The organism is Acinetobacter sp. TUM15064, from assembly GCF_008980265.1.
GTDB lineage: Bacteria > Pseudomonadota > Gammaproteobacteria > Pseudomonadales > Moraxellaceae > Acinetobacter.
Map to the genome: position 1 here is coordinate 1 of NZ_BKFU01000010.1, position 26,059 is coordinate 26,059.

Here is a 26,059-nt window from a genome sequence, read left to right on the forward strand (position 1 = left end):
AGACTCATTTATAAAGCTATTTCAGGCTGAATTTAAACATTATTACGCTTTATATAAAATAGAATGCTTTGCCTTTCTTATGGTTTCCACACTAGATAAAAAGTGTGAACATACATGGTTTGATGTACTCAAACGATGTGATGATGACCTGTCTCTAGGTACGCTCCGTAGGTAGGTCTTAAAGCTGTTATCGAATGGCGTAAAATGAGATATTTTTTAGAGAGAAGGTTAAAGTGACAGACTATTTCTTCTTTGTAAGGCCGACAAAATCATGCACTCAGGCTAAATTGATCATAAAAGATGAGATCATTTGTAACAGGGTCGTGAATCAACCGATCTGTACAAAAAAGACTGCAACTGCAGTCTTTTTAATTGAATATTATTGATCTACTGAACTTCAGCTAAAAGTGCCTGAGCAGCCATTTTCCCCAAAGTATTAGAAGCCAAAGGACTGTCTCCCGTAATTAACTTACGATCTTGAATACACTGTCCTGACATCTCTTTATTGACGACATCTACACCCAATTGCTCAAGTCGTTCTGCCAACAACCAAGGTAACTCTCCTGGCATATAACCAATCTCTAAATTGGCTCCCTGATCAAGGGCATCCGGGAAGACACACATTTTATAGCCCTTGAAAAGGTAGTTTTCTGGCGCTTCCTTAACCGCAGCAGCCAATAAGCCTGCTGGTCCATGACACAAAGAAATAACGAATTTATCTTTGGCTACCGCCCACTTCAGTAAAGTTTTTAGGTCTTCACTTTCAGGCAGCCCAATTAAAGCCCCATGCCCACCGGGAATAAGAATAGCCAAATAAGGCGAGTCGTCACCTAAACTGCTTTTCAATACCTCTGCAAGTTTTAAAGGCTTCTTAAACTGAGCAAGATACTTCTTAAAAGTTGCTGGAACAACGGGGTCTTCGTGTGGCATTGCCCACATTTCCAATTTGACAGGATTACCCGATAAAGTGGCGATATCAATTTCAAAACCAGCACGGTCTAAATGATACATCGGTAGCAATGTTTCCACAGGATGATTCCCTGTAGAGAAGAACTTACCGTTCTTCATCAGTAAATAACGCTCATCACTGGCAACCATCAGGATTTTTTTATGCCCGATATAAGGATTGGGATAATCTGTGCCATCAAAGTCAGTTTTACTGGCGGTATACTGGGAAAGTGAATAAGGTGAAGGGAAAAAAGCATTGTCTTCAGCTAAATCAGGGGTTGGATTACGATCTTGATGTGTCTGGGCCATTCTATTTCTCCTTGTTATTACTTTTTCATTTTCGATTTTTCTCAGTCTCAAACCCTGTATTTCAGGTCATTTATTCAGCATAGCAAAGTTTACACAGGTCTCTGTTTTTAACATGTAAATATTCATTTTCATGGCAAGTATATAAAATTAAAGCAATAAAAAACCCCGGTATCCTGTCGGGGTTTTTCGTATTAATTGCTGAGGCATGACTCCTGTCTTACCTTCGTCCCTGTGCTGATCTTTATTGTTATTCTATTGGAGCATCCTGCTCTCTATGGTTCTATAGTAGAAAAATCACATGCAGACGTATAGGCGCAAAAAGCGGGAATAGATGTAAGCCAATTCGTACAAAATAATGAACATATTTCCACATAGAAGCAGTGATCATTTTTGATGAAAGGAACTCAAAGAAACAACTCATGTGAATATGTGAAAAATAACGTTCACTAAACTCATGATTGTTTGATATCTTCAAAACTCGGATTTTAGCGAGTATAGATGATGATTGACCTATCTCAGATGATTGCTTTTGCAGGTGTCGCGCTGCTCATGGTACTCACGCCCGGTCCAAATATGATTTACTTGATTTCTCGCTCCATTTCTCAAGGAAAATCGGCAGGCTTAATTTCATTGGCCGGTATCATTTTAGGCTTTATTTTCTATATGGCTTGTGCCTCACTCGGCATTACTGCCTTCTTATTTGCCGTGCCTTTTGCCTATGACACCATCAAAATATTAGGTGCGTTGTACTTACTTTGGCTGGCGTGGAATGCAGTGAAACCCAATAGGGTTTCTGCCTTTCAAACGGTGGATTTAAAACCCGATCGTCCGATGAAACTTTTTATGATGGGATTTCTCACCAATCTGTTAAATCCTAAAATTGCGATTATGTATCTATCCTTACTTCCTCAGTTTATTCAGCCCAATCACGGCAGTGTTTTTGTACAGTCGATGACTTTAGGCCTAATTCAAATTGTGGTCAGCGTTTTTGTGAATGTATTGATTGTCTACTCTGCGGGTTCATTAGCAGCCTTAATGAACCGCAAGCCGATTTGGGCACAAGTTCAAAAGTGGATGATGGGGACGGTTTTATCGGTCTTAGCTGTTCGTCTTTTGATGGATGAGCGAAAATAAGCATGTCGATTCAGAGATTTGGCCTGTATTGTAATGAAGCTTTATGATGCGAAAGAAACGCTAGATAAGAAGTTTCTTTTTGAGTAAAGCATCCAACCAATCCACAAAGTCCTGAAAATACTTTGGCCGATACTGCCTGTCAGTCAACAAAATATTGATGGGCAATTCAAGACTTGGAATATCTAGAAATAAACGCTTTAACTGACTTTGTTCTACATATTGCACAGCATCAAATTCAGGTATTTGGATTATTCCCATACCTGCAAGGCTGGCTTGAATATATGCTTCAGTATTGTCAATGAGTAAACGATAAGGCATCTTCATTCGATGATCACGAAAGACTAATTCACTCCATTCCCGATAATATTTCCCAACATGATAATCAACGGCAAAATGTTGATTCAACTCAGCCAAGGTTTTAGGTTCTCCAAACTGTGCTAAATACTCAGGTGAAGCTAATGTCCAAATTTTTGTTTGGCAAATTGGTTTCATGAGCAAATATTTATCCTGCACCTCTCCCACACGCACCACACAATCTAATTGTTGCTCAATCAAATTAGAAAAATCATCACTGCCGTTCACCAACACTTTTACTTTTGGAAACTGCGCATAGAACTCTGCCAAATGAGGGATCAGGATTTGTGTTGCTAATCGTTTCGACATGCCAATACTAATTGTTCCCTCTTGGCTTCTTACATGGGTTTTAAAGCGATTAAGCTCTTTTAACTGTGCAACCAGACGGACTGCTTCGTCATAAAACAGAATGCCTTCATTGGTCAAAGAGACTTTGCGAGTGGTTCTATAAAACAATAGCACTTCATATTCTTTTTCAAGAGATTGAATCGCATAAGTTACATTCGATCGAGGCAAACCTAATTGTACAGCAGCCTGCGCAAAAGACTTCTTCTCTGCCACTAAACAAAAAATTCTTAGTCGATCAATCTTATCCATTTTATTGTGCAACTTTTTCAGACAATCAGTGCAATTTTAACAACTATTTCATACAAATAAATTCTTTTAAGATCACTTCAAACAACTACATACAAACCGAGGCTAGGCCCATGTCACAACACGACCTGAAAGGAAAAACTGTATTAATTACTGGCGGTGCTAAGAATTTAGGTGGATTGATTTCACGTAAGTTTGCAGAACACGGCGCAAATTTAGTCATTCATTATAATAGTACAGCAACACAAGCAGATGCCGAAGACACATTCAATCTAGTGCAAGCATTTGGTGTCAACGCCATCTTGGTACAAGCTGATTTAACAAATATTCAAAACATTGAAGCACTATTCGTTCAAGCTAAAACTGAGTTTGGTGGAATTGATATCGCAATTAATACCGTTGGTCGCGTCCTTAAAAAGCCCTATCTAGATACGACTGAACAAGAGTTTGATGACATGAATGACATCAACAATAAAATTGCATATTTCTTTATTCAATCAGCAGGACGTCATCTGAATGAAGGTGGGAAAATATGCAATATCGTAACGAGTTTACTCGCAGCATATACGGGTCTTTATTCAACGTATGAAGGACTAAAAGCACCAGTAGAACACTATACACGTGCAGCATCTAAGGAATTTGGAAGTCGTGGTATTTCTGTTACTGCTGTTGCACCAGGTCCAATGGATACGCCTTTTTTCTATGCTCAGGAAGCCCCCGAAGCAGTTGCATATCATCAATCTGCCTCAGCACTGGGCGGACTCACCAAAATTGAAGATATAGAGCCATTGGTACGCTTCTTGGTTACAGATGGCTGGTGGATTACAGGACAAACTATTTTTGCCAATGGCGGGTATACAACACGTTAATCGTGTAAGCAAAATGAACAGCTGTTTTGATTCCATCATGCACAGCCGATATCCCCTTTCGTTTAAATTTAGAACCATGATTGCCCACGCAATCATGGTTCTAAAACTCAGAGAAATGATTCCAGCACTGAATTTAAAAACACATGCCCCTGCTCGGTACACGCTAAACGCGTCGCATCATCCACCATTAATTTTCGACTGCGTAATGAGTCCAAAGTTTCAGCCAAACTCTCCAGATTCAAACCTGTACGCTGTGCATAATATTCAACTGCAACCCCATCATTTAAACGCAAAGCATTCATCATAAACTCAAATGGAAGTTCGTCGGCTTCAATCCGCTTAAACTGTACATGCTCCGCAGGGACTTTAGCCAAATAATCTTTCGGTAAACGAGTTTTCTGGAAACGATAGACCCCATCTAGCTGGGTCACTTTGGCATGTGCACCTGCCCCAATCGCCAAATAGTCGCCAAACTGCCAGTAATTCAGATTATGTGCAGAAGATAATTCCTTACGCCATGCCGAAACTTCATAGTTGATAAATCCCTGCGCTTTTAAATAAGCTTCTCCCTGCGCCTGAATCTCTTCAAGCACATCATCCACTGGTAAAATCGGCTGGGTTCTAAAAAACACCGTATTCGGCTCAATGGTCAGTTGATACCATGAAATATGCGTGGCACCATTTTCCACAGCGAGTTTTAAATCCAATAAGGCTTGTTCCAAAGTCTGCTCAGGTAAGCCATGCATCAGGTCGACATTAATGCGTTTAAAACCTGCATCACGTGCCAAACCAATGGCTGAAATAGCATCACTATTGCTATGAATACGCCCCAGTTTTTTTAGATGTTCCGTGTTAAAACTTTGCACCCCAATCGAAAGCCGATTAATGCCTGCTGCCAAATAATCGGCAAAAGGGTCATGTTCCACTGTACCCGGATTGGCTTCTAAGGTAATTTCACAGTTCGTCTCAAACGGTAGTAATGCTTTGAGCTGAGCAAATAACCATTGATATCCCTGCGCTGAAATGAGGGACGGTGTTCCACCGCCAATGAACACACTATGAATGTGACGCCCTTGAGCAAACTCAAGCTGAGTTTTAAAGTCCTCAACCAAAGCATGTAAATATTCTTGCTCTAAATCTAGGGACAGTTTGCCATCTGGCACTGCGTGCGAGTTAAAGTCGCAATAAGGACACTTACGCACACACCACGGCATGTGGATATATAAAGACAACGGAATATTTGCAGGATGTAAATCGGTCAAGGACGAGACTCTAAAGCACAGCGATAATCTTGCACATTTTAACATGACTGCATCAAGACACTTATGAAATCTGTGGCTATTTGGATTAGACTGATAAAAAGACAAGAAGAATGAATGGTTTAAAATGATGAAAATATCGAGCCAATTGCTGTTTATGTTACCGCTTGCTTTCGGTATTGGTATTGCTATGACCTTTCAAACTGCCCTGAATACACAACTCCGAGAATATCTATACTCACCCCTGCAAGCTGCACTGTTATCCTTTTTCGTTGGAACCTGTGTGTTAGCGCTTTTAGTTTTGTTTCAGCCTGTCGACAAACCACAGTTACATGCTTTTTCCAATATTCCGTGGTACTTATGGCTCGGCGGATGCCTAGGGGTTTATGCCATCAGTATAAGCATCTATACTGCGCCTCAATTAGGCTTTCTCACGTTTTCAGGTTTGGTTATTTTTGGACAAATCCTGACTTCGATGATTTTTGACCACTATGGTCTATTGGGTACCGAAAAAACACCTGTCAATTGGCAGCGTTTGCTTGGTGGCGTCGTAATTTTTATTGGTGTGCTTCTCACTTTACAACGCTGAATTTATTTAGACCAAGCACATGATGAATATGAGTAATTTTTGTGTCGACTACAAATAAAATCACCTCCCATCGTTTCGAATTAAAAAAGTTATTGGTGTTAATGCTCCCCATCCTGATCACGCAGTTTTCTCAAGCGGGTCTTGGGTTGATTGATACCATCATGGCGGGACATTTATCTCCGACCGATTTAGCCTCAATTGCTGTCGGGGTCGGTTTATGGATCCCTGTGATGTTGCTGTTTAGCGGCATCATGATTGCCACCACACCATTGGTGGCCGAAGCGAATGGTGCACGTACCCCTGAAAAAATCGCCACCATTGCTCGTCAATCCCTTTGGGTCGCCTTTATTTTAGGCAGTATTGCGGGTTTAATTTTACAAGCCATGCCACTGTTATTGCCCCTCATGGGTGTACCTGCAAACTTACTGCCTAAAGCCAGTTTATTTTTACATGCGATTGGCTTTGGTATGCCTGCGGTAACGATGTATGCAGCACTGCGTGGATATTCAGAAGCGCTCGGCCACCCACGTCCTGTTACCGTGATTAGCTTAGCCGCCTTGGTCCTTTTGGTTCCCCTAAACTTTGTCTTTATGTATGGTTTCGGCCCGATTCCAGCGCTGGGTTCGGCAGGCTGTGGATTTGCCACTGCAATTTTACAGTGGATCATGTTTGTCACTTTGGCCACTTATATTTTTAAAGCCTCGGCGTATCAAAAAACTCAAGTATTTGGTACTTGGGAGAAGATGGATCGCTATTGGATCGAGCGTATTTTAAAACTTGGTCTACCCATTGGTTTAGCTATTTTCTTTGAAGTCAGTATTTTTAGTACCGCTGCAATTATTCTCAGTCCACTGGGGGAAACCATTGTGGCAGCACATCAGATTGCAATGTCGGTCACCTCTCAGTTATTTATGATTCCGATGTCCCTTGCTATCGCCCTCACCATTCGTGTTGGGACTTACTATGGCGAGAAAAACTGGATCGCAATGCGAAAGGTGCAAAAACTCGGACTCGCTACGGGTACGGTTTTGGCGCTGATGACCATGTTACTGATTGCGCTGTTCCGTCCTGAAATTGTGGCAATTTATACCTCTGATCATGAAGTATCAGAAGTTGCGATGTATTTACTATTGTTTGCACTCGCCTACCAACTGATGGACGCTTGGCAAATTAGTGCTGCAGGTTGTTTGCGTGGTATGCAAGACACCAAAGGTCCAATGTGGATCACCATGATTGCCTATTGGATTGTGGCTTTTCCAGTCAGCATTTATTTGGCACGTTATACCAACATAGGTGCAGCAGGCGTGTGGATTGGGTTGATTGTTGGTTTAAGCGTAGCATGTGCCCTACTCTTGCTTCGACTTTATAACAACAATAAACGTCTCAGTCAGGACTATCACTAAAACTTTGCGGTGAATAGGAGGGTTAAATACTCTCCTATTTCTCTCTTACAGTTGTGCCAAAGCATCTTTCAGACCCTGTGGTACTTCGCTTTCATCCTCAACTTCTTTGACCACCACCTGCCCTACGATCACTTCATTGCCATTAAAGGTCATGGTCGGTGAACCATACAGGCTATAGCCTTCATTCAGTGCTTTGGTAACACGTGCACAAAACTGCACATCATCCTTGCCTGTAAAATAACGATAAACTTTCATTTATTTCATACTCAAAATTTTTCGCACAGTGTAACGCGATTTTTAAATGCAGCGACATCCAGCGTGCAATTCACTCAATTGACCACTATTATTTAAATAGAAACATCAGCTTAACAATTTAAAGTAGGCAGTCTTGCATTTGTCGCCTATGATCAAATCTGAGATGTAACAAAAATGCCCCGAGGAATATCGCATGGCAAATACGACTCGTACGCCCGGTCGTCGCTTTATGAAACTTGCCAGTATGACGGCAAGTATCGCAACCAAGACTGTGACCAATTCAATTAGAAACTTCAATGCCGATGAAGATAAAAAAAATGCGGCGCGCAGTCAGCTTTTTCAGGACATTGGAGTTCAAATTGCAGATACCTTAGGTGAAATGAAAGGTGCTGTAATGAAAGTTGGGCAAATTGCATCTCAGTACAAAGACATTTTCCCACCTGAAGTGGCACGCGCGATTAGTAAATTACAACGCCAAGCGCCAGCGATGCCATTTAGCGAAATCAAAGCGCAGGTAGAAAAAGAACTGGGTAAACCGCTTAATCAAATTTTTACAGCCTTTGAAGAACAACCCTTTGCCGCAGCCTCCATTGGCCAAGTGCATAAAGCCACTTTACCGAGTGGCGAGCAAGTCGTAGTTAAAGTTCAATATCCGGGTGTAGAAGAAGCCTGTGAAAGCGACTTAAAACAAGTCCGTTTAGCGCTCCGCTTAATGGGTGTGCTCAAAATTGACCGTAAGTTACAAGATCAACTCTTTAAAGAAATTCAGGACAGTTTGGATAACGAGCTGAACTATCAAATAGAAGCGCAAAACTTAGAGGTCGCACGAACCTTTCATCAGGCCCTAGACCCTAAAATTATTATTCCTCAAGTCTACAAAGACTATTCAAGCCGTCATATTTTGACCTTAAGCTTGGAGCACGGCGAAAGCATTGAAACTGCCAGTACGTGGTCACAAGACACGCGCAATGAACTGGGACGTCGTTTATTCCGTGCCATTGGTCGTGAAATTTTCTTTTTAAAGCGCTTTCACTGCGACCCCCATCCAGGCAACTTTGCCTTTCGTGAAGATGGCAGCGTGATCGTGTATGACTACGGCGGTGTCAAAACCCTATCGACTGAAATCGTGATGCATTTTAAGCAACTGATTCAAGCAGCGCGCGACAGTAATATCTTGGCCATGGAGCAACAACTGACTGCTTTGCACTCCATGTCTGAACAAGGAAAATTTCCTGCCGAACTGTATGAAGCATGGTTAGAGGTGCTGATGCGCCCCCTTACGACCATGTATGACTTTGCTGAGAACTCTGCGCATCATGATGGCATTGAACTGGTCAAACCATCGCTGAAATATTGGGATGTGTTTAAACCCTCCCCCGATACGCTGATGGTCAATCGCACGGTGTCTGGACATTACTGGAACCTGATTCATCTCAAAGTCCACGACAACCTTAATGATCTGTTTGAAGAGTTGGTACCGCCCACAGCTTAAATAATGACGATAGCTGAGAACAAAACCAATTCAACTCCAATAAACCCAGTTACATAAAGTCACTGGGTTTATTTTGACTTTAATATTGTTATATTATAACATTTCAAAAATAATAGATTTAAGGAGATGCCGTATGCGTGCCAATATTCATCCAGAGTATCGCGAAGTGCTATTTCACGACACCAATGCCGATGCATTTTTCATTATCGGTAGTACATTACAAAGTAACCAGACCCGTGAGCATGAAGGTAAAACGTATCCTTATGTCAGTTTGGATATTTCAAGTGCGTCACATCCGTTTTATACGGGTGAGCAACGTCAAACCAGTAATGAAGGTCGTGTTGCAAGTTTCAACAAACGTTTCGCGCGTTTCAAACGCTCACAATAATTTCATTTTTCTTTAAGCTATACGCGTTATAGTAAAGATATCAAGAAGCCTAAGACCTCCTCCAGCTTAGGCTTCTTTTTTTATGTCTTCAATTGCGACAATGACGCTCTAAAATATTTAAGGCTTAAAAAGGCTGTCGAGTAAATAGAATCCTATTCCAAGTACAATCACACCCACCACTAAACTTGATAATGCATAACTCAAAGCGAGTAGCATTTGCCCCTGTCTCAGTAATTGAAACGTTTCGAGACCAAAACTTGAGAAAGTGGTAAAACCGCCCAATACACCCACCATTAAAAATAAACGTGCTTCTTGTTGAAGTACTGGATATTTTTGACTGAGCGCAAAAAATAGTCCCGCAGTAAAACAACCGATAATATTGATCCACCACGTCGGCCATGGAAAGCTCATATTCGGTTTGAAGAGCAATAAGCCTGCACCATAGCGTAAACAGGCCCCTATTCCACCGCCCAAAGCCACCAAGATCCAATTCATTTAATTGCCCTATTTTTCGCAAAAGCTGTATGGATAAGTCCAAAGTTATCCACAGTTCATCAATACTGGACCTATTAAACCCGAATCAATCTACCGACATCAAGGCTTTTCAAGCTTGAGCCGATTCTTAAAATAAGCTCAAAAGTTTTCTCAAATGCAAAACTCACAAACCTACACTTTTTGGGTATGATGTGAGCATAAATTTAATCGGACATATACACATGGCACAGGTCTTATTGGCTCAGCTTGCAACGGGCGAAGCAAAATTTTCAGATGTACTGGCTTTTATTGAAGCGGCTTATACACATACGCCAACTGCGTTTAAAAATGGTTTACAACACAATGCGGCAACTGAAAACCAAGGCAGTGCCAAAGTGTTTTCGTTTGCACAGCTTCAAGGTCTCGATCAAGCACAAACCTTAAGCTTATTTGCAGAACACTATGCCTCTGTTTTAGCGACACCTGATGCAACAGATCATCAAAATATTCGTCAGTTCATGTTGAATGGTTGGGATGGTATTGCGTTTGATGGTACGGCATTAACCGCAAAATAAAGATAAAAAACCACGTTCAAACAATTTGAACGTGGTTTATCAATAAAATAGTTTAAAATTACGTATCTATAAGCATTTAAAGCATATATTAAATAGGTTTCACGTGGAGCAAGACGATATGGTTTGTTCTGTCCTACAATACTGTCGAACAGCATAGTCTAAAGAACTCGTTTAACCTGATTTATCGCTTATCCCTTCACCCGTTCAATCCATTGGATTGAGCTGACACGAAAGACTTCACAAGCGCCATCGCCAGTATCGGTTGGGGTTAAAGAAGACGTCCAGACTAGATCTTTATCTTTGATTTCAACCAAATCACCTTTTAAACGAACCAAGTCACCACGTTTTACATGTTTAATTTGTTTCGCAATTTCAGGGTTAGCTGGAATGATGTGCATATTCGAAACCATCTGCATCGCTTGCTCAGCAGGTACAGGCAGACGATCAATTTTCCAATTGAGATAACGGTCATATTGATTCACAGTAATATGTCGTGCAATTTCAGGCTCAGCAAATAACCCCCAACTCACTGCATAGTCTATCGGTGAAAATTTGGCTTGCTCATCTTCCGAATAGGTCTTTGAACCCAAAATTCGAAAATCCCCTTTAAACGGTTTCAACACAGAAATAGATTGATCCTTTGAAGCTGGTGCAAGACCTTTAGCAATGTTGTAATCTACAGTGGCACTGGCACTAATCGGCAACAGTAAACTTGAGAGTAAACTGAGTAAGATAAATTTAGATTTCATTGCAAACCTCATTCCCATCAACCTAGGAAAATATGAATCAATTTTCATCTTAGTCCAGTTTCCTGAAAAAAAGCTTATGAACTTAGTAACATTGTGAACGAATTATGCAGTCTACTTTTAGCTAGAGCATTTTTCAGTTAGGCTAATCAACAATAAAAAAAGATCCATTCGCTCATGCTTTATAAATATTATCAACAACACATTTTTCCACATGTATTAAATCAGGTCATGCAAGTGCCCAGTTTAATGGACAAGCGCCGTGAACTACTTTTACCGATTCAGGGAGATGTATTGGAAATTGGTTTTGGTACAGGGCTGAATCTGCCTTTTTATCAAAATGTCGATACGCTCTATGCCCTTGAACCCAGTCCTGAAATTTATCATTTGGCTGTAGAGCGGGTACAAGCAGCAGCATTTGAAGTGCATCATGTACAAGCCCGTGCGGAAAAGTTGCCTTTTGCCGACCACAGCCTTGAACATGTAGTCAGTACGTGGACGCTGTGTAGTATTGCAGAGCTAGAACAGGCTTTGCTAGAAATATTACGCGTGCTCAAACCCGGTGGTACCTTACATGTGGTGGAGCATGTGTTAAACACCAATAATCTGTATATTCAGCGCCTACAACACTTACTCACGCCTGTGCAAAAGCGTTTAGCGGATGGCTGCCATCTCAATCGAAATATTGAACAGTCCTTAAAAACAGCAGGATTTAATGTGATAGAACAACACTACTTTTATGCTGAGGGAATCCCGAAACTCGGACAACTGATGTACTTTGCTCGTGCGCAAAAACCCAATTAAGATAATCGCAATATTCATATCATGCTGTATTTGAAGTTGTTCGATTGAATGGATATGTTTGTTGCTACTTGGCTTATTCCGCCGTATCAAAGTCGATGCGTACCGTTTCAAAACGTACCCGCCCTGCTTGAATCGCTTGCGCAATGGCCACTTGTCCTTTGGTCAGCCTTGCCCCACCGCTTTTAATATCAATAAGCACAATTTCAATATCTTCCGCTTTCCCCTCACCATCACGCAGGTCGGTATAACCATCAAACACCACATAGTCGACAGGATCTCCCAAAAATTTAGCATCACTGGGTAAGTATTCAAACTGCGGCATAATCGGTGCCAGTTGCTCTGCCATTTTGCCTTTCAACACTGCACGACTGGTATTGACACTGCGCTTTTGTGCTTGAGCCAAAGCCTGCTGATGCTCTAATTCTAATTCGGCAATGTAGCGCTCATATTCTGCTTTGATGCGTCCATTTCGGCTGTGACTTAAAATAAGGGTGGTCAAGACCACACCGATTACTGCACCGATCAACATTGCCATCCATATGGACATGGTTTTTTCCTAATTTTGTGCTACTGCTAGCAAGATTTAAGCTTATAACTTTGGTCATGTGTCATATCCAGCACACAAAAGAATGATATGCTAGGGATGAGCAGAATAAAATCATTTAAGGTCATGAAAACGATATTAATTGCAAACCAAAAAGGTGGCTGTGGCAAAACGATAACCGCAATTAATTTAGCGTCAGCACTTGCACAGAAAGGTTATAAGGTCGCATTGGCCGATGCTGATAATCAAAAGTCTGCCCGTCAGTGGTTAAAACAACGCCCTGACCACGTAGCACATATTGAAAGTTTGGATTGGCGTCATGAAAAATCAATTGGTGAAGTCCCTAAAAATATTGAATATTTAATTATTGATGCACCAGGCGCACTGTCTGGTGAACATGCGGAACAACTGGTGAGTGAAGCACATGCAATTGTGACCCCACTGCAACCCTCATTTTTTGATATTGACAGTACACGACGTTTTTTAAAACACTTGCAAGAGATTAAACGTATCCGTAAAGGTAAAGTTCAAATTCTCCTTTTAGCCAATCGGGTCAAAGCCAACAGCGCCAGTGCCAAAGACATTCAAGACTTTTTTGAAAAGATTGAACAGCAACCGATCGCATGGATTTCTGAGCGTACCGCGTATGGTCAATTGGCAATGCAAGGCTTAAGCATATTTGATAAAACACAAAAAAATTATTTAACCATCCAAAGCCAATGGCAACCTTTGCTCAATGCAATTGTCGATGATCCAAGTGCATGGTTCTAAGGCATTGAAGATAAAGATAAGCCAATGAACTCTGCTTTTATGTTCTGTAATTCACGAGAACTTACCAAGGGTACATTCTCGTTCGCATTTTTTTCAGTTAATATGACTTTGACCTTAGAGATATAGCAGTGAATACCGTGCAACGATACGCACCAGCCTTACAAAAAGTATTGTTATTTGGACTGATTTTTATTCTGTTCTATTTGAGCTTTCAAGTCCTGAAATACTTTATTGTACCTGTGCTTTGGGCTGCGATTATTGCCTATATCACATGGCCTTTATATCACTCCGTGCAGAAGCTCTGTGGACCGCGTCCGACTTTAAGTGCAACCATTATGATCAGCATGGTTATATTGGTGGTCGGAATTCCATTGACCTTTGCAATCTTTATGCTGCAACACGAAGGTCGGAGCTTATTTTACGAATTACAAAAACAGGTCTTTTCTGGTCACTTAGATGTGCCTCAATTTATCCGTGACTTACCTTTTATCGGTAAGGAAGTCACACGGACCTTAAAAGAAATCAATACTGACCCCAATAGCATCGTACAAAATGTTTCAGGTTGGTTCCAAAGCCACTTAAGCTATGGTCGTTTAGTTCTCAGTGAAATCAGTAAAAATATTTTCAAACTCTGCTTTGCAGTCATGTCTTTATTCTTTTTCTACCGTGATGGACAAACCATTTTAAGTCAGGTTAGTAAGGCACTTGAAATGGTGATTGGACCACGTATTCATCACTATTTAGATACCATTTCTGAAACAACACGCGCCGTGCTGTATGGTGTAGGGCTTACAGCTGTTGCTCAAGCACTCTTGGCAGGCATTAGTTACTTTGTTGCAGGTGTTCCAAATCCAATGGTACTCACCATTGTTACCTTCTTATTTGCGTTGATTCCATTTGGTCCTCCTGTCGCTTATAGTGCCGTATCACTGTGGTTGTTCTCACAAGGTCAAACCATTGAGGCTATAGGTGTGATGGCTTGGGGTGTTTGTGTCGTGAGTACAGCGGACAATGTGATTCGCCCATTGGTGATCTCAGGTGCAACTCAAATTCCATTCTTGCTCATCATGTTTGGTGTGCTAGGTGGTTTAGCCAGCTTTGGTATGATCGGTTTATTTATTGGCCCTGTGATCCTAGCCGTGCTGTTAGCTATTTGGCGTGAATGGTTGCATGAGCAGGTCAATGAACCCTTGATGATGCCGAAAGCGACATTAGCTTATGATCCACCTGAAGAGCCATTGGACACGCCAAAAAAATAACTTTAGTGAAATAACTTAAACGCATGCTTTCACCGAGAGCATGCGTTTTTTTATGTCAGATACAAAAACACTGTACGGAGAACATTGAACCCAAGCCTTGCCTTTGTTTGAATGGTTCTGAATTTTAAGGAAAAAGGATCTAATATGTTGTCTTCTACTTTAAAACTAAGTGCGCTCATGGCGTTGATTGGTTTAGGGACTGTGGCATGTAGCACGACCCCAACTGAAAGTAACACGATGGTCAAAAATGTCGATGTTCATGCGGTTTCAACTGCAGGTGTGGGACAAAAAATTGGTACCATTCGTTTTACTGACAGCCCTGCTGGCCTAGTTATTCAAACCAATTTAAGCCAGCTTCCGCCGGGCCCACATGGTTTTCACATCCATGAAAAAGGCTCATGTGATGTGGCTGAAAAAGAAGGGAAACCAGTTGCAGCTTTAGCTGCTGGCGGACATTTTAACCCCGAAAAAGCACCCAACCACGGTACACCGCTCAACGGTCATCTGGGTGATTTACCCATCTTGAATGTCGACTCAGCAGGTAATGCGAAAGTCAATTTACTTGCACCTCGTTTGAGTTTAGCAAACATACAAGGTTTAGCGGTGATGGTGCATGCAGGTGGCGACAACTACTCAGATAGTCCTAAACCACTCGGCGGTGGTGGCGATCGTATCGCCTGTGGTGTAATTCAATAAATCTATCGCATCCTTAGCATGTAAAAAAAAGTGCTTCATATTCGTTTCTGTGGATAAGTTCTGACTTATACACATAGCACAGCGGATGAATTTTCTGCTGTGTTTTTATCGCTTTTTACTCTCTTTTTCATGTGATGTTCAATCGCATTAAATTGACAGTATGCTAAAAAACGTTCAGGCTAAAAGCAAAATAAAATCAAGCCTAGACAATGACATCGTGAATAATTTTCGCCAGTGGTTTCAATCTTTTCAGTCCAATGCAATTTTTATGTATTGCCTGCAAATTTTTATCGTGCTGAGTGGTACAACCTTAGGGCTCTACTTTTTAGGACTAGAACAACTGATCGTACCGACGACGTTAGGTGCGATTGCAACTGCCTTAACAGACTTCGATGACCGACTTAGTATTCGTCTCAGAAACCTAGTCTATGTCTGCGTGCTGTTCTTTAGTGTCAGCAGTATTTTAGATTTCCTGCATCCCTATAAATTCATATTCATCATTTACTTATCGCTTTCTAGTGCCTGTTTTATCTTACTGGGGGCACTTGGACAACGCTATGCAGCGATGAGCTTTGGCACCATTTTACTCTCCTTATACAGCATGTTTGGCTTAGGAGAATATTCGGTTTGGTACTTTCAACCTAGTTGTTTTGTCTTGGGCGCATTGTGGTATGGCTGTACCGCTATTGTGTTTTATCTGCTAAAACCAACTTTGGCCGTTCAGGACAATCTAGCACGCTGTTTTAAGCAAATTGCAGATTTACTCAATGCCAAAGCACGTTTGTTTGATCCTGATAATCAAAACAATGTTGAAGCATTACTCTACGACTTATCCTTACAAAACAGCACAATTATTCAAAGCTTTAATAGCACCAAAAGTTCGCTGCTCACTCGACTAAAGGCCTCACGCGCCAACCAAAAGACGATTTATTGGCTGAATTTATACTTTCTGGCTCAAGACATTCATGAGCAAGCCAGCTCTAATTATTTACACTATGAACAGCTACATCAGAACTTCAGCCGTACAGATCTTATTTTCCGTATTCAAAAAAATATTCGGCTGCAGGCCCTTGCCTGTCAGGCATTGGCACGCTGTATTCTCAGCAATCAAATCTATGTGTCAGATCCCAATACGAATCAAGCATTGCTGAATTTACACAGTTCCATGCAAGACTGGGTCCGAGACAATCCACATAATATTGAAGTCAAAAATCTACAACTGATTTTAAATAACTTAGACAATGTGCATGAACGCTTTCAACACTTAAATGAACTGCAATTACGCCAAGAGCAACGCTATCAAGAACACATCGACAACCTCAACTTATACGATGATGATATTCATGGTTGGCACGATCTGTGGCTCAAACTCAGCCAACATCTCACCCCGCAGTCGGCACTGTTTCGACATGCGGTACGTATCGCCTTTGTCTTTGCTGTGGGTTATGGCATTTCTCTTCTGCCTTTTGCCCAACATGGCTACTGGATTTTATTGACAGGGTTATTTGTCTGCCAAATGCGTTATTTCGCCACCAAAAGTCGCTTAAAAATGCGAACCTTGGGCACCATTTTAGGGGTGATGTTAGGTATTCCTCTGCTGTATTTCGTCCCAAGTATTGAAGGGCAATTACTGCTGACCATCATTTTTGGGGTGTGCTTTTTCTATCTCAGCTCTAAAAAATATGCCATGGCAACTCTAATGGCAACACTCATGGTACTGCTGATTTTTAATTTAAAAGGTGCAGGCTATGCCATTATTTTACCGAGGATCATGGATACTCTAATGGGTTGCGCCATTGCGTGGTTCGCGGTCAGTTTCATCTGGCCTGATTGGGACTTTCGTAATATTTCCAACACCATAAAAAAAGCTTCTGATAGCACCCTCAACTATTTTGATGCCATTTGTGAACAGTACCAGCAGGGCAAAAACAATAGCATGGCTTATCGCGGAGCACGGCGTGCTGCACACAATGCCCAAACTGAACTTGCAAGCATGATTTCTAGTCTCAGTACTGAACCAAATCCAAACCCAGAACTGATACACCATGCTTTTCGCTACTTGGTATATAGCCACAGTCAACTCAGCTATATTTCTGCTTTGGGCAGCCATCGTGAACTGGTACAAGACAACCAAGTACTGGAACTCATGCTCTGGTGTAAAAGCACGCTGAATGACGTACTACTTCAGCATAAGACCTTACCCGAGCGAGAGATTCAACAGAAACTGGCAGAGATCAAATACTTAAACACACAAGAAACAATGAGTCAGCACTTGCACTTGGTCCTCAAACAAATCAGCCTACTACTGGAAACCCTACCAGAATTGCTCAAATTGAAAACCGAACTACTCACCCGAGATATTAAATAAGTCATTAAATAATCCATGTCATCCGAAGCCCTCAAAGTGTTTCAATTTGGCCCAAATGGCTCAGCTTGGCTATGTATCTTAAATAGTTCATTTTTCTTTCATTCTTGAGTACACTCGAGCTTCATTCTCATAGATTTTTGACCATGAACATTCAGACATTACGTGTTGTAGGATTTTTAGAAGGGATTTCTTTTTTACTGTTGTTATTTATTGCGATGCCAATGAAATACATCTTTGATAACCCGATCCTAGTCAAATATGTCGGTATGGGGCATGGCGTATTATTTATCCTGTTTCTCATCTTGCTGTTTGTGGTATGTGAAAAGCAAAAATGGTCTTTGAAGATGTTTATTCTAGGTTTGATCGCGTCCATTCTACCCTTTGGGCCTTTTGTATTTGATGCCAAAATTAAAAAACTAGAACCTGAGCAAGCGGAAGCCTGAGTTTTAATACCATTTTTAAATACTGGCTTTAAAAGGATTATTTAAAGCCATAATAAAAAAGCGCCTATTCATCTGAATGGGCGCTTTTTTGATGAGAACTTCGCTAAATTCAGCGAATAAAATCTTAGTAGACACCGCTCTCAAGACGGCTTTGTATCACCTTCTTCACGGTCGCACGTGGAAAACTAAACCACAGGGTAATTAAACTGAGGCAGACCAAACTATAAGCCCAAAGACCAAATTCCACATACGCCATACGCACCAGTTCAATCAGGAAGAAAAACGTAAACATCATCAGGACCGAAACGGCTGCGGCAACTGTCCCTTTAGATACTTCAGATGACATCAACGCAAAGCGGTATAACACTGAAAAACTAATACCTTCACCAAAGCTCACCAAAGTCATCCCCACAATCAGTAACGGTAAGAAATAGCTTTGGAAAATCGTGCCGAGCACCACCAACAGCGTACCGATGAACATCAAGGGCAAACCGAGTAACACAGTTTTACCCAGTGCCATTTTGTCGATGACTTTAATCAGCACAATATTACCTAGAATGAGACCACCCAAGACAGGGAACTGCGCCAAGCCGTATTGCATACTGCTCAGGCCAAGTTCCTCGACCAAGATTACGGGTGACAGTGCAATCCACAACATCAATGGCATGGCCACCATAGGCAAACCAAAGGTGAGCGCCAAAAAAGTCTTATTTTTATAGACCGTTTTATAATCATCCCATATATAACGTAGTGGCTTTTTAGGAATACTGTGCTGTGTCGCAGGCATTTTGGCTTTTAAACCAAACCAACTTAAAAAAGCCAAAAAGGCGATGCCAATAAAACCCCAATGCCATGACACATGGTCAATCATAAATGCCCCGACCACAGGACCAAGTAACGGTGCTAGCAAAGAAATATTCGCCATAAGAGCCATGACCTTAATAGCATCACGCTCTTCAAAACTTTCCTGTACTGCGGCATAACCCACCGCAGAAATCATCGACAGCCCCACACCTTGTAAAAAGCGGAGTGCCAAAAAAGACTCAATATTTTGAGTGAGTAAAATTGCAAGGCAGGTCAGCACAAAAAATGCCACACCCGAGAGCAGCACTTTTTTGCGGCCTAAACGGTCTGAAAGTGGCCCAAGCAGCCATGCGACACAGGCACCTCCCAATAAATAAAAAGACATGGACGATGGTGCCCATGCACTACTGACCCCAAAATCTTGGGTAATGGCGAGCATGGCAGGTTGGACTAAATCATTACCGATATAGACCGAAAATTCGAATAAAACCAATGCCAAAGGAAACATCAATGTGGCACGGCTTAACTTTAAAGTTTGTACGTTTTGCATTGTTATCTACATATAAAATGCGTACAAGCCTGAGCGAAGTCCGTTGGAGGGAGAGACGACTAAGCCCAATGGCAAGCACTGTAAAATTGAATAAAAAATGTAATGGGTGCGAGAAATGCACACTGGTTTTACGCTGTATTCACAAAGCGTTTTTAGAAAAGGTGTTATTAAAATAGACTGAGCGGTGACACCAACAAAGCTCATTTAAGCTATTTTAGCAGTGTTGCATCTGTTTGTATTGTTACTTTTTTAAGTTTCATCTGTCACATTGGATTTTATACGAGGTGCGATAAAATGCCCTTGTTTTAAGTCCTCATACGCTTGTAAAACTTCGGCGAAAGTGTTCATGACAAAATAGCCACGTCCATAAATCGGTTCATTTAAAGGTTGCCCACTGAGTAATAAAAAAGCGCTGTCTTGTACCGCTTGTATTTCAAGGTGCTCGCCATGATTAGACATGACCGCCATCTGCTGTGCTTCAACAGTTTCGCCACTATAAAGCTGAATGCGACCACTACGGATATACAGTAGTGTCGTTTCGCCTTCCAATGCGGGTAAAACCGTTTTCATCCCTGCTGTGAGTTGCACATCCAACACGGTCATAGGGCTATGTGTTTGAGCAGGTCCTGTCTGGTTTTCATACGTCCCTGCAATCACCCTGACCTTTCCTTGAGCTTGCACGAATTCCAGTTCTGGAATCATGGTACGACTCAAGTGCTGATAACGTGCAGGATTTATTTTGTCTTTTGCAGGCAAATTGACCCACAGTTGGATCATTTCAAATGCCCCGCCTGTTTTAGAAAATGCCTCACTAAATATTTCTTCGTGCAGTACTCCAGCCCCTGCTGTCATCCACTGTACATCCCCTGCGCCAATCACACCGCCACCGCCTGTAGAGTCCTGATGGGTAAGCTCACCTTGATAAACGATGGTCACCGTTTCAAATCCACGATGCGGATGTTCACTCACGCCTTTTTTTAACTGGGTCGGCTGTAAATAACTCGGGCCTATATGATCCAGCAATAGAAAAGGTGAAACCGAGTTCCCTAGTTCATAGTGTGAAAACACGGAGATGACTGGGGCAAAGTCGCCTACAGCCGTACGTGTACTTTCTGAGTGAATAAAGGCAAGGGTTTTCATTTTATTCTGCTTATCATTTGAATAATTTGATCATAGCCTAGCAAACAGCCTTGTTCGATAGGCTAGTTGGGTTGCAGTGTTTTAAAATTAGGATGCTTGATCTACATCTGAGCTCTCTTGAGCGAGAAATTTAATTTCTGGATTAGGCTTAAAGCAAAGCCATTTATTTTTCATCCATTGCTCAACTTTGTCTTTACTCAAGATAGCCAACAAATTATTGAGTAATGAAAATTTTGCAGTTTTATCAAAGTAATAGACTGTAACACGAACATTTCGATCTATATCGTCATTTAAACTAAATAAATCGAGAATGTAATCTTGATCAGAAACATCTAGGGAATGTCCCCAAATACTGATATTCAAATTAAGTTTACCTTCAACTTCCATTATTTTTTGTCGTTCAAACTTCTTTGCTGTTGGGTCGTTGTCTCCAAAATCTTTCTCAAAATATTCAATCTTTCTTTTATGAATCTTAACTTTCTCCTTAAAAACATCTAAGAATAAATAATCCGTATCTTTAAAAAGCTTTTGGTGGTATTTAGTAAATCCATACGCTTTTATCATTTTTAAAGAATCACTTTTTAAATCAGCCACCCCTAAAACGATATTTTGATTTTCACCATGAAAACCATGTAAATATTCTACTCCTATAGAGCCATAAATCCTTTGGTAGGTATTAGTATAATTAAATGAATAAATTAAATCTGGCTTAATCCAATCATTTTCATTTTTCTCAAAAAAGGAATTAGATTTTACTAAAATCTCAAACGTAGTCCTATGTTCAAGTTTCTTAACAACCAACTCCAAATAAAAATTAAATATCTTTATAAAGTCTTCTAATTGTTTATTTAAAAAATCTAAAAATTTACTAGGATTAAAACCATTTTGTAAATCATCTCCAATACAAAACCTCTTATTAAGACTTATAAAGGACCCAGTACTAGTTTGAAATGGTTTACCATCTCGTGTTCTTGATAAAACTCTGCACATATTTTCTTTAACTGTTAATTCAAAAAAATTAAGAGCCTTTAGTTCAATTGTGCTGATACAAGCCATCGAATCGTTGGTTCCATTAAAATAATTAATTATTGTCTCTTTTGAATCTAAAGTTTCTATTTCAACAACTTTCCTTCCAAATACCTTAAGGACATCCTCAATCTTTTGCTCAAAATCAATCCAAGTTTTTATTTCCTCAACATGATTTTTAAAATATTGATACCAACAATTTAACTCTAAACGGTATTGAAGTTCTAAAACATCTTTTGCACAAATTTCAACACTTTCAGTTAAATAAAACTCTTTTGTCTTTTCTATAAACTTTGAATCGCGTGTTTTATAGAACAACTCATCAAATGTCATATCGTGTGGTGGCGATGCTATACCCTCACGTTTCTGAAAAGTTTTTTCTAATAAATTAAGCCATTCATCAATACTCTTTTCTGCTAAATTTTTGGGCAGGCCACCTGTATCCTTTTCTGCAATTACTCCCATTACATCCATAAAATGATCGTACTTCGTCGGCAAATAATGCGACAAATCAAAACCGTTCCCAACAATCAAAATATTCATTTTTATAAAACCCCAAAAAGCAAAAAAGCGCATCAACCGATACGCTTTTTATGAGGCAGACTCGCCTAAAGTTCAACCATAAATCAAAGATTTATTATGAGCATTTTGCTGTTTGGAAGTTCTTGGTGTTTTTACCGCGCGCACATTGGTAAGAGGTTTTCGTCGCAGTTTTTTCCCAGTCGCCACCAACCAATTTAAAGTTATACACGGTACGCACCGACTTTACCGAATCATCTAACAACCCTGTTTCTGTCACTTTGACTTCTGCCGCAGTCGGGGACTCAACTGTATTAAAGTATTGACGGATCTCAACCGTAGCTAGCTCATTACGCAAATCTGGACGCTCTTTGAGTACCTGAGCCAACGGTGTATCTGACGAACCGACTTTATTTACTAACTCTTTCGTCGTCGCACAGCCTGACAATAATCCCACACATACGGCTGAAGCTAAAATAAGACGCAACATAAATCCCACCCAAAATTCATTATTTATCAGTCCATCATGCCTTTTTTGTGACCATTACACTATTTAGCAAATGTAATTCAGTCCCATCAACCATAAAAAAAGCGCATCACGATGAATGCGCTTTTGAAACCCAATTCGAACTTAAAGGTCGAATAATTTACCTGGGTTCATAATGCCGTTTGGATCGAAAACTTGCTTCAATGCCTTCATATATTCAATCTCTTCCGCCGAACGGGTGTAATCAAGATATGGCTTTTTGGTCATACCGACACCGTGCTCAGCAGAAATTGAACCGTCGTATTTTTTCACGGTTTCAAAGACATATTTATTCACCACCTGACATTTGGCAAAGAACTCATCCTTGCTTAAGTCCGCAGGTTTTAAAATATTTAAGTGTAAGTTCCCGTCACCAATATGGCCAAACCAACAGATTTCAAAGTCTGGGTAGTTGCTTGCCACAATCGCATCAATTTCTTTAATAAATGCAGGTACATGCGTAATCAGAACTGAAATATCGTTTTTGTACGGTGTAAATGGTGCAATTGACTCAGAAATGTCTTCACGTAAACGCCATAAGCTTTCCACTTGATCGAGGCTTTGGCTCAACACGCCATCTAGTACCCAACCTTGTTCCATACAGTGCTCAAAAATTTCCATCGCCTTGTCCATAATTGGCTCAAATGGCGCTTCAAATTCTAACAATACATAGAATGGACATTCGGTTTCGAATGGACGTTGCACATGACCATTTGCCAACACTTTTTGCATTGCCAGTTCACCAAAGAACTCAAATGCAGTCAGGTCAATTTTGGCTTGGAAAGCATGCAATACAGGCATTACAGCATCAAAATCAGGTACACCCAATACCATTACTTGAAGGTCTTGCGGTTGGCGTTCCAGTTTGATTTCTGCTTCAGTCACTAAGCCCAGTGTGCCTTCACCACCAATGAACAAATGTTGTAGTGCATAACCCGTTGCGTTTTTGATCATGCCTTTGTTTAGACGCAGCACATCACCCTTACCTGTGACTACAGTTAAACCGAGTACCCAGTTACGCGTCATGCCGTATTTAATGACTTTGATACCGCCAGCATTGGTGCCAATGTTTCCACCAATTTGACTCGAACCCGCAGAAGCAAAATCCACTGGGTAATACATGCCTTGCTCTTCAGCATAGTTTTGCAGCTGTTCAGTCACCACGCCTGCTTGGACGCGAACCATACGATCTGCTGGGAAGAATTCCAAGATTTGGTTCATCTTGTCCATGCTCACCACAATTTCACCGTTGGCAGCGACTGCACCGGCAGATAAGCCAGTACGACCACCCGATGGTGTAATTGCAACATTAAACTCATTTGCAAGTTTTACAACCGCTTGCACTTGTTCTGTGCTTGATGGAAAAACGATGACTGACGGGTTTGGATCAAAATGTTTGGTATGATCGCGTCCCCAATTTTCAAGGCTATCCGCATCGGTTTTAATGCGGTTTTCACCTACAATTGCTGTCAATTGGGTCAATAACTCTGGGGTTAAAGCGACTGGAGCATTCATCGTTTTCAGACCTTGCAAGAAGTAAACAAGTTGTTTGTGGCGCTAGGGTTCTATGCTGGGAAAGTGTTTGATTTCAGTCTTTGCATACCCTAAAGCTTAGGCAGTTCGTGAGGATTTCAGTAGCAGTGCGCAACTGAGTTATTTTCACGGAGTCATATTATAAGGCATTTTTTCTGTTTCCCGCAGAAAAAGCTGTTTTATTCAGGATACCTTTGAAATGATTAATTTAATTAGACCAAAAAGCCTTTTTTACGCACTATAGCGACTAAAAATACCCAATAGAGTCTGTATAAAGGAAATGTATATCGAGCGCGGTACGTGCTATTATATCGCCACTAAATTTGGCCTTTGTAGCGGAGCCGTAATGAGCCAACATCTTTCACTTCCTAAAGATAAAATTCGTTTCTTGTTGTTAGAAGGCGTTCACCAAAACGCAATCGACACACTAAATGCTGCCGGATACACCAACATCGACTATCGTAAAACTGCGCTTGAGGGTGAAGCGTTGAAAGAAGCGGTTAAAGATGCACATTTCATTGGTATTCGTTCCCGTACACAACTCACTGAAGAAGTGTTTGAAGCTGCGAATAAATTGATCGCGGTCGGTTGTTTCTGTATTGGTACCAACCAAGTGAACTTAAATGCTGCGATGGTTCGTGGTATTCCAGTATTTAACGCACCTTACTCAAATACACGTTCAGTGGCTGAACTTGTACTTGCTGAAGCAATTCTTCTTCTTCGTCGTGTACCTGAAAAGTCAACAGATACACATGCAGGCGGTTGGAACAAATCAGCTGTTGGTTCGTTTGAAACGCGTGGTAAAACTTTAGGGATCGTCGGTTACGGTTCAATCGGTTCACAACTTTCTGTGCTTGCTGAAAGCATGGGTATGAAAGTGATCTATTTCGACACAGTGACCAAGTTGCCTTTGGGTAATGCACGTCAAGTCGGTTCTATGGGTGAACTTCTTGCAAATGCTGACGTGGTTTCTTTACACGTACCAGACGTTCCGTCTACACGCAACTTCTTCGGTAAAGACCAATTTGCACAAATGAAAGAAGGTTCAATCTTCATCAATGCTGCACGTGGTACATGCGTACTTATCGAAGATTTAGCAGATGCCTTGAAATCAGGACATGTTGCTGGTGCTGCGGTTGACGTATTCCCGAAAGAACCAAAAGCCAATGGTGAAGAGTTCGTTTCTCCACTACGTAACATTCCAAACGTGATCTTAACCCCTCACGTGGGTGGTTCAACCATGGAAGCGCAAGCGAACATTGGTTTAGAAGTGGCTGAGAAATTTGTTTCTTATTCAGATAAAGGCATGACTTTATCTGCAGTAAACTTCCCAGAAATCGCTTTACCATTGACTGAAGGCAAACACCGTTTACTTCACATCCATAAAAACGTGCCAGGCGTGTTGTCAAAAATCAACAACTTGTTTGCTGAGCACGGCATCAACATCTCAGGTCAGTCTCTCATGACCAAAGGTGATGTCGGTTACTTGGTGATGGATGTAGACGCAACTGCATCTCAAGAAGCGTTAGATACTCTACAAGACGTTGAAGGCACAATCCGCGTTCGCGTATTGTTCTAATTCAACTGTATTTAAAAACCACAGCTGCCAAGCTGTGGTTTTTTTATTTTTGAATACTTGTTAAAATTTTATGTGCGTTCCACGTACATTCTCCGCTCATTTTTTCAA

Annotated in this window: 26 protein-coding genes; 14 read left to right on the forward strand and 12 right to left on the reverse strand. The window is 41.0% G+C overall.

Annotation, left to right across the window (positions count from 1 at the left end):
- Positions 1 to 387: 387 nt before the first annotated feature.
- Positions 388 to 1,257 (reverse strand): glyoxalase III HchA, encoded by an 870-nt coding sequence (gene hchA, locus GBI16_RS04895; RefSeq protein ID WP_086208991.1) that lies wholly within the window; start codon positions 1,255 to 1,257, stop codon positions 388 to 390.
- Positions 1,258 to 1,758: 501 nt separating this feature from the next.
- Between hchA and GBI16_RS04900 the strand changes: the two genes are divergently transcribed.
- The gene (locus tag GBI16_RS04900) at positions 1,759 to 2,391 is read left to right on the forward strand and encodes a LysE family translocator (protein WP_151706657.1); all 633 of its coding nucleotides are present in this window, start codon (positions 1,759 to 1,761) and stop codon (positions 2,389 to 2,391) included.
- A gap of 60 nt (positions 2,392 to 2,451) precedes the next feature.
- Here GBI16_RS04900 and GBI16_RS04905 read toward each other — a convergent pair whose 3' ends face one another.
- Positions 2,452 to 3,342, reverse strand: a complete 891-nt coding sequence (locus tag GBI16_RS04905; protein ID WP_086208992.1) for a LysR family transcriptional regulator — start codon at positions 3,340 to 3,342, stop codon at positions 2,452 to 2,454.
- A 110-nt stretch (positions 3,343 to 3,452) separates the two neighbouring features.
- Here GBI16_RS04905 and GBI16_RS04910 point away from each other — a divergent pair, with 110 nt between their 5' ends.
- Complete coding sequence (locus tag GBI16_RS04910) at positions 3,453 to 4,208, forward strand: SDR family oxidoreductase (RefSeq protein ID WP_086208993.1); 756 nt, start codon at positions 3,453 to 3,455, stop codon at positions 4,206 to 4,208.
- Positions 4,209 to 4,315: 107 nt separating this feature from the next.
- Here the strand turns inward: GBI16_RS04910 and hemW are convergent, their stop codons facing one another.
- Entirely contained in the window at positions 4,316 to 5,470 is a 1,155-nt protein-coding gene (gene hemW / locus GBI16_RS04915) for a radical SAM family heme chaperone HemW (protein ID WP_086208994.1), read from the reverse strand.
- A 124-nt stretch (positions 5,471 to 5,594) separates the two neighbouring features.
- Between hemW and GBI16_RS04920 the strand changes: the two genes are divergently transcribed.
- Positions 5,595 to 6,056 carry a DMT family transporter gene (locus GBI16_RS04920; protein WP_086208995.1) on the forward strand — a complete coding sequence of 154 codons (462 nt, stop codon included), beginning with the start codon at positions 5,595 to 5,597 and terminating at the stop codon, positions 6,054 to 6,056.
- A gap of 101 nt (positions 6,057 to 6,157) precedes the next feature.
- The gene (locus tag GBI16_RS04925) at positions 6,158 to 7,459 is read left to right on the forward strand and encodes an MATE family efflux transporter (RefSeq protein WP_086209188.1); all 1,302 of its coding nucleotides are present in this window, start codon (positions 6,158 to 6,160) and stop codon (positions 7,457 to 7,459) included.
- 45 nt (positions 7,460 to 7,504) lie between these two features.
- Here GBI16_RS04925 and GBI16_RS04930 read toward each other — a convergent pair whose 3' ends face one another.
- The gene (locus tag GBI16_RS04930; RefSeq protein WP_086208996.1) at positions 7,505 to 7,714 is read right to left on the reverse strand and encodes a DUF1737 domain-containing protein; all 210 of its coding nucleotides are present in this window, start codon (positions 7,712 to 7,714) and stop codon (positions 7,505 to 7,507) included.
- Positions 7,715 to 7,907: 193 nt separating this feature from the next.
- Between GBI16_RS04930 and GBI16_RS04935 the strand changes: the two genes are divergently transcribed.
- Together GBI16_RS04935 and GBI16_RS04940 are read left to right on the forward strand one after the other, a co-directional pair.
- The gene (locus tag GBI16_RS04935) at positions 7,908 to 9,206 is read left to right on the forward strand and encodes an AarF/ABC1/UbiB kinase family protein (protein WP_086208997.1); all 1,299 of its coding nucleotides are present in this window, start codon (positions 7,908 to 7,910) and stop codon (positions 9,204 to 9,206) included.
- Between the two features lie 133 nt (positions 9,207 to 9,339).
- Positions 9,340 to 9,594, forward strand: coding sequence for a type B 50S ribosomal protein L31 (locus tag GBI16_RS04940; protein WP_086208998.1), 255 nt, complete (start codon positions 9,340 to 9,342; stop codon positions 9,592 to 9,594).
- Positions 9,595 to 9,711: 117 nt separating this feature from the next.
- Here the strand turns inward: GBI16_RS04940 and crcB are convergent, their stop codons facing one another.
- Positions 9,712 to 10,089: a fluoride efflux transporter CrcB gene (gene crcB, locus GBI16_RS04945; RefSeq protein WP_086208999.1), complete on the reverse strand. Its 378-nt coding sequence runs from the start codon at positions 10,087 to 10,089 to the stop codon at positions 9,712 to 9,714.
- Between the two features lie 221 nt (positions 10,090 to 10,310).
- Here crcB and GBI16_RS04950 point away from each other — a divergent pair, with 221 nt between their 5' ends.
- Entirely contained in the window at positions 10,311 to 10,643 is a 333-nt protein-coding gene (locus GBI16_RS04950; protein ID WP_086209000.1) for a HopJ type III effector protein, read from the forward strand.
- Between the two features lie 188 nt (positions 10,644 to 10,831).
- Here the strand turns inward: GBI16_RS04950 and GBI16_RS04955 are convergent, their stop codons facing one another.
- A complete protein-coding gene (locus GBI16_RS04955) occupies positions 10,832 to 11,392 on the reverse strand; it encodes a hypothetical protein (protein WP_086209001.1) in 561 nt (186 codons plus the stop codon).
- 174 nt (positions 11,393 to 11,566) lie between these two features.
- Between GBI16_RS04955 and GBI16_RS04960 the strand changes: the two genes are divergently transcribed.
- Positions 11,567 to 12,193, forward strand: a complete 627-nt coding sequence (locus GBI16_RS04960) for a class I SAM-dependent methyltransferase (RefSeq protein ID WP_086209002.1) — start codon at positions 11,567 to 11,569, stop codon at positions 12,191 to 12,193.
- Between the two features lie 73 nt (positions 12,194 to 12,266).
- Here GBI16_RS04960 and GBI16_RS04965 read toward each other — a convergent pair whose 3' ends face one another.
- Positions 12,267 to 12,740: a Holliday junction resolvase-like protein gene (locus GBI16_RS04965; protein WP_086209003.1), complete on the reverse strand. Its 474-nt coding sequence runs from the start codon at positions 12,738 to 12,740 to the stop codon at positions 12,267 to 12,269.
- A gap of 123 nt (positions 12,741 to 12,863) precedes the next feature.
- Here GBI16_RS04965 and GBI16_RS04970 point away from each other — a divergent pair, with 123 nt between their 5' ends.
- The 5 genes from GBI16_RS04970 to GBI16_RS04990 all read left to right on the forward strand — a co-directional run bounded on the left by GBI16_RS04970 (position 12,864) and on the right by GBI16_RS04990 (position 18,274).
- Entirely contained in the window at positions 12,864 to 13,508 is a 645-nt protein-coding gene (locus GBI16_RS04970) for a ParA family protein (RefSeq protein ID WP_086209004.1), read from the forward strand.
- 137 nt (positions 13,509 to 13,645) lie between these two features.
- Positions 13,646 to 14,767 (forward strand): AI-2E family transporter, encoded by a 1,122-nt coding sequence (locus tag GBI16_RS04975; RefSeq protein ID WP_162900251.1) that lies wholly within the window; start codon positions 13,646 to 13,648, stop codon positions 14,765 to 14,767.
- Between the two features lie 144 nt (positions 14,768 to 14,911).
- Positions 14,912 to 15,463, forward strand: a complete 552-nt coding sequence (sodC, locus tag GBI16_RS04980) for a superoxide dismutase family protein (RefSeq protein WP_086209006.1) — start codon at positions 14,912 to 14,914, stop codon at positions 15,461 to 15,463.
- A gap of 217 nt (positions 15,464 to 15,680) precedes the next feature.
- The gene (yccS, locus tag GBI16_RS04985) at positions 15,681 to 17,831 is read left to right on the forward strand and encodes a YccS family putative transporter (protein ID WP_151706636.1); all 2,151 of its coding nucleotides are present in this window, start codon (positions 15,681 to 15,683) and stop codon (positions 17,829 to 17,831) included.
- Between the two features lie 143 nt (positions 17,832 to 17,974).
- A complete protein-coding gene (locus GBI16_RS04990; protein WP_151706637.1) occupies positions 17,975 to 18,274 on the forward strand; it encodes a DUF3817 domain-containing protein in 300 nt (99 codons plus the stop codon).
- A 124-nt stretch (positions 18,275 to 18,398) separates the two neighbouring features.
- Here the strand turns inward: GBI16_RS04990 and GBI16_RS04995 are convergent, their stop codons facing one another.
- The 5 genes from GBI16_RS04995 to GBI16_RS05015 all read right to left on the reverse strand — a co-directional run bounded on the left by GBI16_RS04995 (position 18,399) and on the right by GBI16_RS05015 (position 24,354).
- Entirely contained in the window at positions 18,399 to 19,628 is a 1,230-nt protein-coding gene (locus tag GBI16_RS04995; RefSeq protein ID WP_151706638.1) for an MFS transporter, read from the reverse strand.
- A 249-nt stretch (positions 19,629 to 19,877) separates the two neighbouring features.
- The gene (locus GBI16_RS05000) at positions 19,878 to 20,768 is read right to left on the reverse strand and encodes a pirin family protein (protein WP_151706639.1); all 891 of its coding nucleotides are present in this window, start codon (positions 20,766 to 20,768) and stop codon (positions 19,878 to 19,880) included.
- 87 nt (positions 20,769 to 20,855) lie between these two features.
- Positions 20,856 to 22,337 carry an AbiH family protein gene (locus GBI16_RS05005; protein ID WP_151706640.1) on the reverse strand — a complete coding sequence of 494 codons (1,482 nt, stop codon included), beginning with the start codon at positions 22,335 to 22,337 and terminating at the stop codon, positions 20,856 to 20,858.
- 94 nt (positions 22,338 to 22,431) lie between these two features.
- Positions 22,432 to 22,803, reverse strand: a complete 372-nt coding sequence (locus GBI16_RS05010) for a hypothetical protein (RefSeq protein ID WP_087527330.1) — start codon at positions 22,801 to 22,803, stop codon at positions 22,432 to 22,434.
- A 141-nt stretch (positions 22,804 to 22,944) separates the two neighbouring features.
- Positions 22,945 to 24,354 carry an FAD-binding oxidoreductase gene (locus GBI16_RS05015; RefSeq protein WP_086209010.1) on the reverse strand — a complete coding sequence of 470 codons (1,410 nt, stop codon included), beginning with the start codon at positions 24,352 to 24,354 and terminating at the stop codon, positions 22,945 to 22,947.
- Positions 24,355 to 24,718: 364 nt separating this feature from the next.
- Between GBI16_RS05015 and serA the strand changes: the two genes are divergently transcribed.
- On the forward strand, positions 24,719 to 25,951 hold the full coding sequence (gene serA / locus GBI16_RS05020) for a phosphoglycerate dehydrogenase (RefSeq protein WP_086209011.1): 1,233 nt from the start codon (positions 24,719 to 24,721) through the stop codon (positions 25,949 to 25,951).
- Positions 25,952 to 26,059 lie beyond the last annotated feature (108 nt).